The organism is Rhodococcoides corynebacterioides (assembly GCF_019834675.1).
GTDB lineage: Bacteria > Actinomycetota > Actinomycetes > Mycobacteriales > Mycobacteriaceae > Rhodococcoides > Rhodococcoides corynebacterioides_A.
On record NZ_JABUBU010000001.1, the window covers coordinates 550,930 to 564,325 of the forward strand.

The 13,396-nt window shown below is 67.0% G+C and carries 12 protein-coding genes; 7 read left to right on the plus strand and 5 right to left on the minus strand.

Annotation, left to right across the window (positions count from 1 at the left end; genetic code table 11):
* Positions 1-5 precede the first annotated feature (5 nt).
* Complete coding sequence (locus HQ603_RS02605) at positions 6-1,190, plus strand: lipase family alpha/beta hydrolase (protein ID WP_222682779.1); 1,185 nt, start codon at positions 6-8, stop codon at positions 1,188-1,190.
* On the opposite strand, the gene HQ603_RS02610 is transcribed toward HQ603_RS02605, so the two are convergent.
* The 3 genes from HQ603_RS02610 to HQ603_RS02620 are packed head-to-tail and all read right to left on the minus strand — an operon-like array spanning position 1,169 to position 4,439.
* Positions 1,169-2,179 (minus strand): crotonase/enoyl-CoA hydratase family protein, encoded by a 1,011-nt coding sequence (locus HQ603_RS02610; protein ID WP_222682780.1) that lies wholly within the window; start codon positions 2,177-2,179, stop codon positions 1,169-1,171. The genes HQ603_RS02605 and HQ603_RS02610 overlap by 22 nt on opposite strands.
* Positions 2,176-3,813 carry an acyl-CoA dehydrogenase family protein gene (locus HQ603_RS02615; protein ID WP_222682781.1) on the minus strand — a complete coding sequence of 546 codons (1,638 nt, stop codon included), beginning with the start codon at positions 3,811-3,813 and terminating at the stop codon, positions 2,176-2,178. Before HQ603_RS02615 ends, HQ603_RS02610 begins: the two co-directional genes overlap by 4 nt.
* Complete coding sequence (locus HQ603_RS02620) at positions 3,810-4,439, minus strand: TetR/AcrR family transcriptional regulator (protein WP_222682782.1); 630 nt, start codon at positions 4,437-4,439, stop codon at positions 3,810-3,812. The genes HQ603_RS02615 and HQ603_RS02620 overlap by 4 nt, the downstream gene beginning before the upstream one ends.
* 69 nt (positions 4,440-4,508) lie before the next feature.
* Here HQ603_RS02620 and HQ603_RS02625 point away from each other — a divergent pair, with 69 nt between their 5' ends.
* The 4 genes from HQ603_RS02625 (at position 4,509) to HQ603_RS19075 (ending at position 8,479) form a co-directional block, all read left to right on the plus strand.
* A complete protein-coding gene (locus HQ603_RS02625) occupies positions 4,509-5,666 on the plus strand; it encodes a hypothetical protein (RefSeq protein WP_222682783.1) in 1,158 nt (385 codons plus the stop codon).
* 71 nt (positions 5,667-5,737) lie between these two features.
* Positions 5,738-6,526, plus strand: a complete 789-nt coding sequence (locus tag HQ603_RS02630; RefSeq protein WP_222682784.1) for an ABC-three component system protein — start codon at positions 5,738-5,740, stop codon at positions 6,524-6,526.
* Positions 6,527-6,551: 25 nt separating this feature from the next.
* Complete coding sequence (locus HQ603_RS19185) at positions 6,552-6,752, plus strand: ABC-three component system middle component 6 (RefSeq protein WP_371830961.1); 201 nt, start codon at positions 6,552-6,554, stop codon at positions 6,750-6,752.
* Complete coding sequence (locus HQ603_RS19075; RefSeq protein WP_222682785.1) at positions 6,752-8,479, plus strand: DUF2326 domain-containing protein; 1,728 nt, start codon at positions 6,752-6,754, stop codon at positions 8,477-8,479. Before HQ603_RS19185 ends, HQ603_RS19075 begins: the two co-directional genes overlap by 1 nt.
* Positions 8,480-9,064: 585 nt before the next feature.
* Here the strand turns inward: HQ603_RS19075 and HQ603_RS02640 are convergent.
* Together HQ603_RS02640 and HQ603_RS02645 are read right to left on the minus strand one after the other, a co-directional pair.
* A complete protein-coding gene (locus HQ603_RS02640; protein WP_308126327.1) occupies positions 9,065-10,762 on the minus strand; it encodes an LGFP repeat-containing protein in 1,698 nt (565 codons plus the stop codon).
* A 367-nt stretch (positions 10,763-11,129) separates the two neighbouring features.
* Positions 11,130-12,197 (minus strand): hypothetical protein, encoded by a 1,068-nt coding sequence (locus tag HQ603_RS02645; protein ID WP_222682786.1) that lies wholly within the window; start codon positions 12,195-12,197, stop codon positions 11,130-11,132.
* Between the two features lie 168 nt (positions 12,198-12,365).
* Between HQ603_RS02645 and HQ603_RS02650 the strand changes: the two genes are divergently transcribed.
* Positions 12,366-12,833, plus strand: a complete 468-nt coding sequence (locus HQ603_RS02650; RefSeq protein WP_222682787.1) for an antitoxin Xre/MbcA/ParS toxin-binding domain-containing protein — start codon at positions 12,366-12,368, stop codon at positions 12,831-12,833.
* Positions 12,834-13,394 carry an RES family NAD+ phosphorylase gene (locus HQ603_RS02655; protein WP_222682788.1) on the plus strand — a complete coding sequence of 187 codons (561 nt, stop codon included), beginning with the start codon at positions 12,834-12,836 and terminating at the stop codon, positions 13,392-13,394.
* The last annotated feature ends 2 nt before the right edge of the window (positions 13,395-13,396 follow it).

Below are 13,396 nucleotides of genomic sequence, written 5' to 3' on the forward strand. Positions count from 1 at the left end.
CACGTGTGCACTCGAATCCCCCACGCGTCCGCCGCCGTAACGAGGTGGCCGGCGCGGCGACCGTCCTGGCCTCGGCCGTCGACATCCTGTCCCGGCCGGTCCAGGGCACGCACCGCGCGGTGAACGACGTCGTGTTCGGGGTGCTCGGGCGGCCGGCCGCCCCGATCCGCGCGGTGAACGACGGCATCGCGGACGCCGTGTACGCCGCGGTGCGGGGAGGCAGCGCCGCGATCGCGAAGGCGGTGGCCACGGGGTCCGAGCTGCTCCCGGACGAGACCGTCTCGCACGCGGTGACCTCGTCGGCCACCGGATCGGTCCTGGTGGGGGCGGTCAACGGGCTGCTCGGCGATCGATTGGTCGCCGAGGCCAACGACCTCGCCGTCGAACTCGGCCCCCACCACCGGCGCCGCGTCGTCGCCAACGAGACGGCCGAGCTGACGACGGCGTTCCCCTTCGCCACCGGGCATCTCGCGGTGCTCGTGCACGGTCTCGGCGAAACCGAACAGGCGTGGTACTACCGCCACGACGGCCGTGGCAGTTACGGCGAGACGTTGGCCGCCCACGGGATCTCCGCGGTGTGCCTGCGGTACAACACCGGCAGGGGCATCGTCGACAACGGCGCAGCGCTCGCCGACCTGCTCGACCGCGTCGTCACGGCCTGGCCGGTCCCGGTCGAGCGCATCGATCTGGTGGGCCACTCCATGGGCGGACTGGTGCTGCGCCGTGCCTGCGGGGTCGAGGCGAGCCGAGCCACGTGGCTGCCCCTGGTCCACACGGCCTGCTACCTGGGCACACCGCACGAGGGTGCCCCCCTGGCCACCGGCGTGTACCACCTGTCGCGGGCGCTGCGGCGGGTGAAGCGCACCGCCGTGTGGTCCGATCTGCTGGACGTCCGCAGCCGGGGCGTGGACGATCTTCGGCTGGCCACCGACGTTCCACTCGCGCCGGGAATTCGGCACGTCGCCGTGCAGGCGACGCTCGCGGAGGACCCGCACGCCTGGTGGGCCGACGCCGTCGGGGACGGGCTGGTGACCCTGCGCAGCGCGCGTGGTCCGGTGTCCGAGGTCTACACCCTGCCCGGCACGGGCCACCTCGCCCTGCTGTCCGACCCGCGGGTGTCCCGCGTGCTCGTCGACCTCATGACCGACGCCTCTCCGCGACGGATCAGTCAGGTCGCCGCCGGCGCCTGAGGCTTGGCGTCGCCGAACGGCTCGTCACGTTCGCGGACGGCCTCACGGAACCCGACCGTCGCCGCGCGGGTCTGGAAGGCGTACCCCTCCCGGGTGTGCCGGGAGATGCCGTCGAACACCGTGGAGATCATGGTGGACGTCGCCACCCCCGACGCGAGCAACGCGCTGTTCAGGGCGAGCTTGACCATCATCAGCTGGTTGATCGGCATCTGCGCGATACGCCCGACGAACTCCTCGGTCCGCGCGTCGAGCTCGTCGGCCGGGTGCGACTCGACGGCGAGGCCCCAGTCGACGGCTTGCCGCCCGATCAGGCAGTCGCCGGTGAACAGCAGACGCTTCGCCCGCTGGTCGCCGAGGCGGTGCGCCCACATGCCCGCGGCCGGGATCCCCCACACGCGCGTCGGTGGGTAGCCGATTCGCGCGTCGTCGGCGCACACGATCTGGTCGGCGTAGAGGGCGATGTCGGTGCCCCCGGCGACGGCGAAGCCGTGCACCTTGGCCACCACGGGCTTCGTGGCGTGCAGCAGGCTCGCGAAGCCGCGGTTGAAGCGGCTCATCATCGCGTAGTCCAGCATCGGATCCCACGTCCGCGAGGGGTCGTGGTTGCGGGCCTGCACGGTCGGATCGAGGGCTGTGCCCTCCGCACCCGACCCGTCCGTACCGTCGACCGGACGCGCGCCGTTCTCGGCGAAGACGGACAGGTCGTACCCACCGCAGAAGCCCTTGCCGCGGCCGGACAGCAGGATCACGTGGACCCGCGGATCGAGGTCGGCGCGTTCGACCGCGTGCGCCAGGTCCAGCGGGGTGTCGGCCGTGATGGCGTTCCCGCGTTCGGGACGGTCGAAGGTGATCCGCGCGATGCGGCCGGTGACCTCGTAGGTCAGGGTCGTGTAGCGGGGGTCGTCCGTCCCCGCCGGGGCTCGGCCCGCGAACGCGCTGTCCTCGCCCTCGTCCCACCCGTCCCGCCAGGCGGCCGGGCGCTCGCTCACGCGCCCACCTTCGGGGTGTTGCGCTCGATGATCGCGGCGGTGTCGACCCCGGTGGGCAGGGTGCCGAAGACGGTGCCCCAGTCGCCGCCGAGCCGGGTGGCGGTGAACGCGTCCGCCACCGCGGGATGGCCGTGCCGCACCAGCAACGACCCCTGCAGGGTCAGCGCGAGATCGCCCACGACGCGCCGTGCGCGGTGTTCGAGCGAGGCGACGTCGGTGAACGCCGACTTGACCCGGCGCACCGCCGCGTCGAGGGCGTCGTCGGCGCCGGCCGCGCTGTCGAGCTCGTCGAACAGCACGGTCAGCGTCTCCGGTTGACGGGCCACCGCGCGCAGCGTGTCCAGCGCGGCGACGTTGCCGGAGCCCTCCCAGATGGAGAGCAACGGTGCTTCCCGGTACAGCTTGGGCATGCCCGACTCCTCGGCATACCCGTTGCCGCCCAGGCATTCCAACGCTTCGGCCGCGTGCGCCGGGCCGCGCTTGCACACGTAGTACTTGCTCACCGCCAGCCCGATCCGGCGGAGCAGCGCGGCACGCTCGTCACCCGCCGCGGCCCGGTCGGTGAGTGCCACGAGCCACAGGGCCACCGTCGTCGAGGCCTCGGCCTCCACGGCGAGGTCCGCGAGCACGTTGCGCATTGCCGGCTGGTCCACCAACTGCTTGCCGAACGCGGCCCGGTGCGTCGCGTGGTGGATCGCCCGCGCCGTGGCGTCGCGCATCCCCGTCGCGCTGCCCAGCGTGCAGTCCAGTCGGGTCATGTTGACCATCTCGATGATGGTCCGCACGCCGCGGCCTTCCTCGCCGACCAACCACGCCGTGGCGCCGTCGTACTCGACTTCGCTCGAGGCGTTGGAGTGGTTGCCCAGCTTGTCCTTCAGGCGCTGGATCGCCATGGCGTTGCGGGTGCCGTCCGGCAGGATCCGCGGCAGCAGGAAGCAGGACAACCCGCTCTCGCTCTGGGCGAGGACGAGCAGGATGTCCGACATCGGGGCCGAGGTGAACCACTTGTGGCCGGTCAGCGACCACGTGCCGTCCGGCCGCGGCACGGCCGTGGTGGTGTTGGCCCGCACGTCGGAGCCGCCCTGCTTCTCCGTCATCGACATGCCCGCGATCAGCCCGCCCTTTTCCAGCGGCGGCCGGAACGACGGGTCGTAGACCCGCGTGGTGAGCAGGGGCTCGTACTGCGCGGCGAGGTCCGGGTTCGCGCGCAGCGCCGGCACCACAGCGTAGGTCATCGAGATCGGACAGCCGTGCCCGGCGTCGACGACGCTCCACACGCTCGACGTCGCGGCGCGGACGAGGTGCGCGTGCGGCGACTCCTCGGCCCACGGTGCGCCGTGCAGGCCGAGATCGACTGCCGTGCGCATCAATTCGTGGTAGGCGGGGTCGTAGATCACCTCGTCGACGCGGTTGCCGTAGCGATCGTGGGTGTGCAGGACCGGCGGATGGGCCTCGGCCAGCTCACCCCACCGCTGCGCGCGGGCGCTTCCGGCCAGTCGGCCCACTCGGTGCAACTCCGCCTCGGCGTCGCCCGCCCCCTCGCGGTGGAGCGCCTCGAGCAGCACGGGCTGATCCGCGACGTCGTACTCGACCAACGGCGGGACCTGGTTGGTGACGGTGTGGGTGGGTGTCATGTGGTGCTCCTCACGACGGGATTCGGTGCGCCGAGCGCGCGGAGGGTGACGGTCTCGAGGGCGTCGATCACGCGGGCGTCGACGTCTCCGCGAGCGAGGGGGACCACCAGCGCCTCGCCGATGGCGCCGACGAGGCAGGCCGCCGTCAGGGACGCGTCCTGCTCGGGGAGTTCGCCGTCTCGGACGGCGGCGCGGATGGCTGCGGCGAGTGTGTCGGCGAACGACCGCCGGAAGGTGAGGCGCTCGGTCTCGACGAGGGCGTCGATGGGCTCGGCCAGCAGGGCGTAGGCGAGAGTCGGTGCGCGGCAGGCATGCTCGCAGAAGGTGCGGACCGCGGCGAGCACGGAGTCGGTGTGGGTGCCGGTCGCGGCGGCACGGTTCCCGGCCGCCGTCGCGGCGGCCACCTCACGGGTGCAGGCATCACGGAAGACCTCGGCGAGCAGGTCCCCCTTGCCGGGGAAGTAGCGGTAGACGGTGCCCACGCCGATGCCGGCACGGGCGGCGACCTCGGCCACCCCGCACCCGGCGTATCCGCGTTCGGCCACGAGGGACAGTGCGGCCGTGACGATCCGGGATCGGGCGGCGTCCAGCCGTTCCTGGACCGCCGCGGTTCGTCGGTACACCACGGCAAGAAGTGAACGCCCGTTCCGCGGAAGTGTCAAGGATGGAACAAAGATTCCGTTCTTACGGCGCCCGTGAGAGGGGACGGCACGAAGGTCAGTCTGCGCCGCGACTACGTGCGCGCGCAGACCGCAGCGAACATGCTCGAACACCGCTACGGATCGACCGTCCTGAACTCCCGCGAGCAGGACCGCGGTGTGCGTGGCCTGGAGCCGGCGGAGATCGAAACGACCCGGCGAACCGGTGCACCGGAACCGGTCCGCTACACCTTGGAACGGAAGGTCCGCGCCGCCGCCACGGTGTCGAAGACCGAAGCGGAGTTCGTGCGCCGGGTTTGCGCGGACGGCGTGCTAATACGCCCCCGGTACGACCGGGGCACGACCGGCACGGTGGTCGGGTACTCGGTCGCCGCGACCCCGGCCCGGGGCGACCGCGCAACAGGAACGGCGCCCGTCTGGTACGGCGGCGGTCGGCTCTCCAAAGACCTGACGTTGCCGCGGCTGCGGGACGAGTGGGACACCTCCGCCCCGGCGAACGAGGCCGCAGCGCAGGAGTGGCGGGCGGCCCGCCAACGGTCGGCGGTCACCGTCGGCAACGGCCGCGAACGCGCCGGCCTCGACCCGGCGATGTACGCGCGCGCTGCGGCGGACATGGACCGGTGGAACACGTATTTGGCGTCGGTGCCCACATCCGATCGCGCGCAGTGGACACGCGCCGCAGGGCGCGCCTCCGGAGTGTTCGCAGCGTGGTCGGCCCGCATCGAATCGACACCGGGACCGCTGGCTGCTGCGTCGGCGTCACTGGCCCAATCGGCGCAGACCCCCGCCCACACCCGAGGGGAGGGCGCCGGCGCCAGGATGACCGCGGCCGCCGGTGCGGCGCTGGTGTTGTTGCAGGCGACGACGACCGACCCGACTGCAGCAATGGCGCTGTTGCTGCACCAACTGATGCGCACCCTCGATGCTGTCGCCGCAGCACATCGCGCTGCGGGTGAAGCGGACCGAGCGGCTCAGCTGGTCGACGTCCGAGCGCGACACCTCGATGCGCTCCACACGCGGTTGGCGAACCCGATGACTGCGGCGAGCGCGTTCGAAGTGCACCACGAATCGGTGCGCCGTGGGCAGTTGCGAGATGCAGCGACGGTGTCGATCGCCGCGCCCGAGTCGGCGGGCCGCAGTACCCGGCCCGGTGTCCGGCGGACGCAGCACGATCGTTCCGGCCGGGAACGCTGAGCGCTCCGGCGGCGATCGTGAACGGCATGGCACAGACGAGAACAAACCGCACGCAACTAATGTTCGACCGTATGAACACCACTGCGCGCGATCCGGTGCCGAAGGCGCAGGAGAAGGTTGTCATCGCCCGCAGCGGTAACCAATGCGCATACCCCGGCTGCGCACTGGAACTGACCGTGAACCCTCAAAGCGTGGGGGATCAGCCGAAGGCGACAGGCAAGGTTGCGCACATCGCTGGTGCAAGTCCGAACGGTCCCCGTTACGACCCGGACATGTCCACGCCCGAGCGTGGATCAGCGAACAACCTCATCTACCTGTGCGGAACACATCACGACGCGATCGATGCGCAGCTGCATCACCACACTCGCGAGTTTCTGATTGGCGCGAAGAAGGACCACGAGCAGGCTGTAGCACGCGCCGTGCGAACCGGTCTCGGCCACGTAACCTACGCCGAGCTCGAAGTTGTGTGCACGGTCATGGCGGGTGACGCAGTCTCGCTGCAGCCCGGAGGGGTCGAATTGGCTGTGCCGCTTCAGCAAAAGATCGAGGTGAACAACCTGGGGACGCAGTCGGTGCAGCGAATCACCGACGGGCTGTCTCAGGCAACGCGCGTCCGAGTGTTCATCGCGTTCCAAAGCACTTCACAGCCGGGCTTTGGTACCCGACTGGTAGCCCGCTTCAAGAGCGACTACTACAAAGCCCTGGCAGATGGGGTCGACGACCCCGACGTCCTCTTCGACTACATGGTGCAGACGGCTTACGCCAATTCCGGGCCCCGCGATACCACGGCGACGCGCGCCGCCGCTCTCGCTGTTGTGGCGTACCTCTTCGAGCTGTGCGAGATCTTCGAACGTGAGTGAGATCTTCCCGAGCAAGTTCACTCCTGTGGAGCGAACGATCGTAGGTGAGGCGGCAGCGTTGCTAAGCCTGCTCGCTGGGCGAAGCGTGAGCATCGGCCAGCTGTACGCCGAGCATCGGCAACTAGCAGACGCCTCGTCAACCTATGACTCTTTCGCGGCGGCTCTGACTCTGTTGTACGGGGCCGGCGCGCTGACCTACACCGATCGAATCGTGAGGCTCACCTAGTGCTTGTTCGCCTGAGTGCCAACCGTGATGAGTTCAAACCGGTCGCCTTTCGGCCGGGCTTCAACGCAATAGTTGCTGACCGTGCGGAGGAGTCCACCCAGCAAGACAGTCGGAACGCCCGCGGCAAGTCGACCTTGCTCATGCTCATCAACTACGTCCTGGCCGGTCAACTGCACAAAACTCTGAAGCCACTGGCAGAGGACGGATGGGAGATGACGCTCGAACTGCAAATGTTCGGAGGAACGGTCGCTGCCACCCGATCACTCGCCAAGGGCGGAAAGAGTCTTATCGTTCGCACCGACGGCCAAGCACGGGCGGTGTTCGAGCCCTACCTCGTGGAGGGGCGCATCGCACTCGATGACTGGAAGACGCTGCTCGGACTTGCGTTGTTCCGGCTGGAACCCGACGTGCAGGGGAGTGCGGGCGGCATCTCCGTTCGCACCCTCCTGTCGTACGTGATTCGTACCGAGATGCCGAAAGACCCCCTCAAGATCATCGCCCAGCAAGGTGCGACGAGCAGTCGTGAACATGTCGCGTTCCTCCTCGGGTTGGACTGGAAGGTTGTACACGAGCTGGCGGCGATCAAGAAAGGTCTCAGCCAAATCTCCACTATCAGCGCCGCTACGCGGGAGGGATTGGTAGCGACGTTCCGGCCAGAGAAGGATCTCGTGCTCGAAAGAGCGGCTGTGATGCACGAGATCGAAGAGTGGCAGCACAGGATTGACCGGTTCCGGATTCTGGAGGATCCGAACTCGTTGGTGAAGCGGGTGGACGAGCTCACCGATTCGATCGCACGGCTGCGTGACGATGCCGTAGTGGATCAGAGGATGCATGCGCTTTACCTGGAATCCTTGGCCGACACCGATGGCCCGAAGAGCACACCGCTCGCTGTAGAGGCGCTCTTCGACGCCGCGGGCGTAATCCTGGCGGACGGGTTTCGTCGCCAGATAGATGACGTTCGCGACTTCCACGATTCACTGCTCACCAACCGGCGGCTGTTCTTGCGTTCGGAAGTGACGACGATCGAACAGCGCATTGCCACCCGCTCTGCCGAGCTCGACCGCTTGGACCAGCAGCGCGACAACGCTCTGCGCACGCTTGACGCAGGCGGAGCGCTTGATGAGCTCAACGCGCTGAGAATCGAGCTAGGGGAAGCCGAACAACGCCGCGCAGCCCTCGATCTCCAGATCGAACAAGCTCGCGACCTGGATGCGCGGAAGCAGGAACTCAAGCTGGAACAATCGACAATACGAAGTGACGCCGCCCGCGAACTGACGATCTCGCGCGAGAAGCTCGATCGCATCAGCGACCGGTTCACCTTCAAAATGCGGCAGCTGTACGGGAAGGATGCCGCCCTTACAGTCGCGGTGGACGACGCAGGCTACCTGTTCTCCATTCGAGCCGCAGGTTCCGGCAGCACCGGTGTCGACCGAATGACCATGTTTTGTTTCGACCTGACCATGCTTGAGGAAGGAATTTTGACCGGGCACCACCCCGACTTTCTTGTGCACGACTCCACCGTCTTCGACGGGGTTGATCCCCGCCAGCGCGCAGGGGCCATGCGGTTCGCTCAGCAGATGGTCGCACAAACGAATGGGCAGTACATCTGCACCATCAACAGCAACGATGTTCCTCAAGAGGTGCTCGGGGAGGATTGGTTCCAGGCGGGGGTGGTCAGGACAGTCCTGGACACCGAGGTAGGGGGCCTGATCGGGCGGGCGTTCTGACCGGTAACCCCGCCCTGGTGGCCTCACGATGGGCGAATCATCCGGGGCCCCCGGCGTTGGTCGTCCCGCGCGGCCAAGTGGGTTCACATACCCCCATAATGGGGTGGATGTCGACCACTTCGCTTCGCTCTTCTAATGGGGGCTCGGAGCGTCCAAAGTAACGCGTAAAGCGCTGTATTGCCCATGAAGGGGGTTTCGATGACTGAGGGAACGGTCGACCAATGGAACGCTGAGGAAGGTTGGGGTGTAATTGTTTCAGCGGAAACACCCTCTGGATGCTGGTTCCACTTCAGCAACCTGTGGAGGTCTGACGTACCAAACCTTGGTCATGGCCAGCATGCGTCAATTTCGCCAGCACGAAACCCCATTGTTGGAGAGCCTGTTTCCTATGAATGGATCGCAGACGAAGGCGACGGATACCAGTTTTTCGCGACCGAAGTCCGTCCCATGCGGTCGGGTCCGGAAGTCGAGGTCGTTTCAGACCAACAATAATTACCTAGGGCGATGTGCCCGAGCTACGGGGGATGCTGAGAGCTACCGTCAGCACCCCCCGTACCTCGCTTTCGCTCTCTTCCGCGCTACCTTCTAGCGGATTCGGAAGATGTAGGTCCTGTCTACATGGGCAACGAAGTACCCGTATGCCAACGTGCCCCTACCGTTCAAGTTTTGGGTCTTGTTGTGGAACCCGCAGCTGATGTTTAACGCGTATTCTCGGTTGTCGTCGTGGTTTCCGACCGAGTTGTGGTAGACGCGCGTTATAATCATGTTCTTGTGGCGTGGGTCGTTGTCCTTGAAATGCACCCCCCGCGATCTCGAGTAGATGGCCGTGGTGCAGTCCTTGGGCGTCGACGTTCCATACTGTGCCCGGTATAAGATGGCTGACTGGCTGATCTCGAAACCGTAGCTCAATTTCCTGGAGTCGAATTCGGCTGAGTTTCGACGGATGTTCAACGTACCGCCGACTCCTCGAAGAACTTTCTCGTCTCCCGCGTAGAACTCGATCGGGTTGCCGAAATCTGCACGAGCTTGAGGGGTGCTGGGGTCAGGTTCCAGGGCTCCAAATTCCAGCAGATGGTTCTCGAACAGCTGCTTGATGGCGCCGTTCTCGACATACTCGTCTGATGCTGGATAGCCCAGGGTCCCCCCCTCGAAACCGATGAACTCCCAATGATTGAGAATACCTCCTCGCACTACCCATGCTCCGTAAGTGGGGTGGTAGTAAATGACGCCGTTCTGGAATCGGGCCATTTGGCCTTGGCCGTCGGGGAGGGTTCGGATGTGGTCTTCGGTGAGGTAGCCGAGGAGGCTGCTGCCGGGGGTGAGTCCGCCGACGGAGTTGTACTTGTCGCGCAGAGGCCCGTTCTGGATGGCGGATCCAATAGCGTTTTGGAACGAGACGTAGATGGCGCCGTCCTGGAATTCCTGGCGGCGGCCGCCGTCGGGGAGAACGATTTCGTCGGTGGTGGGGTACTTGAGGTAGCTGCCCTCGTAGCCGAGGATGCCCCAGCGGTTGAGGAAGCTGTTGACGACGGGGTGTGCGCCGCCGGCGGCAGACCAGTAGATGGGCCCGTTGGCGAAGGTGACTCGCTCCCCGGTGCCTCCGGGGTTGATGATGTTCCCGCTGGTGGGGAGGAACAGGAAGCTGCCCACGCCGCCGAGCGAGTTGTACTTGTCGCGGATCGCACCGCACACGTCGAAGTTCGACGGCCAGTACCTCTGGCAGGTCACTGCGGCGCGCGATGTGCGCTGTTTGGCGAGCAGTCGGGCTTCCCCGATCTCGGCCTGGTCGGCCTGCTCCTTCGTGTACCCCTCTGGCCACTCCTCACGGTCGGACCGCATCTTGCCGGGGACGAGGGTGCTATTGGGGTTCTCCGTGGGCAGCCCGGTGTACGGGATTCGCTTGCCGGTCGGGGTCGGTGCGGTCGCCTCAGCGCTGGGGGTCGCCGTTGTGATCGTCGTGCTGGTGCTCGACGGTGCCGCCGTCGGTACGTCAGCGACGTCTGGATTCTCGGACTGCGGGACGAGTGTCTGCTGGATGGGCGGGGCCGGTGACGGCGCGTCGACGCACGAAGTCGGTACGGCCGACGTGGTGGTCGACAGCGGCGCCGTGGTGGTGGTCGGCGGCGTGGTGGGCGCGCACGGATCGGCTGGTGCCGGGGCCTGCTGTTGCAGCGCAGCCGGTGCGGGGCTGGTTGGTGAGGCTGGGGTGGTGGACGGTTGCGCGGTGGCCGCCGCTCCCCCTCCGGTGGCGACCAGCACAGCGGTCATCCCGGCGATCAGCACGGCGCGGGGAGCTGTGTGGGACAACGGTTTCGGCCATCGTGGCCGACGAAGCATCGACATGAGAGCTGCTCTCTGCGGAAGGAAAGCGACCGGTCTTCCTCGACCGACGCCTACGCATCCTTAGCGACGGACCACAAGAAGTGCAAATGCTCCGATTGCCCCGTATCGCCCAAAGCATGACGTCTGGTATTGAGAGTTGGTAAGAAACCCGCGGCCGTTCCAGCGATGAACCTTGGGAGGCGGTGATCACCAAACGACACGCCGAAACGACCGTCCATATGGCCCGTTTCGCTCTGTGTGGTGTTGCGGTTTGAACGCCGGATTTGACAGGTTGAGCCGCACCACGAGCATCCCTAGAGTGTGCCCATCATCTGTCCATGCCGGGCCGAATATCGTTGCCGCTGCGATCTCGATCCCGGCGGCGAGTAGGCGTTGTCTCCGTCCCGGCGGTGGCCGGTCGGCCGGCGTCGTGGCTCAAAGCCCCGTCAATCGGTTTCGCCTGTTGGACGTCGGCGATCATGCGGGCGTCGACTATGTCGGCGTCGATGCCGGCGTCGAGCATCGCTTCGGCATCGGCGGCTCGGCGTTCGCGGGAGTCGTACAAGGGACCTCGGGGGTCGAGGTTGGCCTTCGGCCGGCCTGCTGCGGTCCATTCGTCGAGCAGTTCGGTGCGGGCGGTGAGGTACTGCTCGCGATTGGCCGATGCTTCGCTCTGGGAGAACTGAGCGGCTAGTGCGGGGGCGTTGCTCAGCGCCCATGCCTTCGCTTGTTCCACCGCCCATGCGGTGGTGATCGCCTGTTCTTCGGCGGTCTTGCGGGTGCCGTTGCCGTAGACGGCGCGTTCGGCGTCGCGCGGCAGTGCCGTCTTGGCCCACTGGACGGCGAGGGCGGGGTCCGCTTGTTCTGCGGCGTCGGGTGAGGTGGGCGTCGGGGCCGGGAGGTCGTCGCGTGCGTCTCGGTGGGCGAGCGACGCCGAGGAGGCCGCGATCGCTGCCGCGGCGTCGCGGCGGTCGTTCTCGGCTTTGTCGGGGGCCGGGGCCTTGTCGCGTTCGGCGACGACGGCCGCCAGGCGGGCGCTCAGGTCGTCGGGCGTTCCGGCGAATTTCTGCGCGTCGACGCCGTAGCGGCGGGAGATCTGATCGCGGACGTGGGCGACGCCGTACGCGGCGCCGGTGTACATCAGTTGTTCGTGCGCTTCGGCGATCTGGTGCTCGGCGGCCATTTCCCACCAGCAGTCCTCGTACACCAGGTGCAGCGGCGGGACGGGGCGGGTGAGTCCGGCTGCGTCGGGGTCGGTGCAGAAGTATTTCGGGACGAGTTCGCCTCGGTCGTTGCGGCCGGCGTGGACTGCCCAGTGCTTCGGCTCGGCGCCGACCATCAGGGCGGCGGTGTCGACGCCGAATCGCGCCGCGAGCTGGTCGTCGAGGTTGAACACCGCGTTGGCGGCGACAGGGGAGTCGTTCTTCCAGGCCTGCGCCGTCCTGTACGTCTGGGCGACGACGTCCGGGGTGGCCGCTGACCACCACCGCGGTGAGAACGACGGACCTGGACAGGGCTTCAGGTCACACGCAGACCCAAGACTTTCGTTGGGTAGCATGGAGGCATGGCGACAGCACGCGACACTTCGAAGGCGACCCGGCGCGTGTTAGCGGGAGAAGCGACCGTCGGCCGGTCGGCGCGAAGTGGGGCGCTGCAGGAAGGTGCACAGGTCGGTCGTCGTGGTCGCTCCACCCCGGCTGACGACCCGTTGTCGAGTAGCCGCGTCCGCTATCTGATGGATGCATTCGGTGGACAGGCCCTTGCGATTCTGACCGGCGTCAGCGCATCACAGCCGACTCGGTGGAGCGCGGGGGACGAGCGTCCCGGAGCAACGGCTGCCCCGTTGCTGATCGATCTTGAGCACGTGCTGGCGAAAGCCCGTCTGGTCTGGGGCGAGCAGGCAGCACAGCAGTGGCTGGTGAGCGCAAATTCGTACCTTGGTGGTGCCCGCCCGCTGGACGCGCTGCGTGTGCACGGATCGTCCGCTGTCCTGGACGCTCTCGACGGCGAGATGTGGGGCGGAGCAGCCTGAGTGCTCGTCTATCGCGTCTTCCCGTTTCTGGACACCGCCGAGCCAGGCGAGCCGGGCCATCCGATCTACGAACACAGACCGCAACGGGGCGGACGTATCGACCATCCCGACTATTACGTCTGGTACGTCTCGAGAAACGCGGAAGCAGCGTGTGGGGAAGTCTTCGGAAACCTCTCGACATGGGACGACTCGATGTTCGAGTTTCCGTTGATACCGGGAGCGCGGCGAGCGTTGGGGACGTTCGCCCTTCCCGACACCCTCAGAATCCTGGACCTCGACGATCCTGCCCAGCTGGTTCGCCTCGACTTGCGGCCGACGCAGGTCGTGGCCCGCAACGCACCTGTCACACGGGCGTGGGGACACAGAATATGGGACGAGAGAACGCCCGGAGACCCCGGCGAGCGGCAGTGGGACGCGGTGCAGTGGTGGTCCTACCACCGTCCGATCTGGAATGTCATGGCCAGTTGGCAGCGGCCCGAATTCCGGGATGTCACCCCTTTGGACACGGAGCACCCTGCAATCGTCGATGCAGCGTCCGCGCTGAGTCGAATAATCGCATGACG

Bases quoted from the DNA above. Each gene is read 5' to 3' on its own strand.
- HQ603_RS02630 (WP_222682784.1), top strand. From the start codon at position 5,738: ATGAACACCACTGCGCGCGATCCGGTGCCGAAGGCGCAGGAGAAGGTT.
- HQ603_RS02615 (WP_222682781.1), bottom strand. From the start codon at position 3,813: ATGACACCCACCCACACCGTCACCAACCAGGTCCCGCCGTTGGTCGAG.
- HQ603_RS02650 (WP_222682787.1), top strand. From the start codon at position 12,366: ATGGCGACAGCACGCGACACTTCGAAGGCGACCCGGCGCGTGTTAGCG.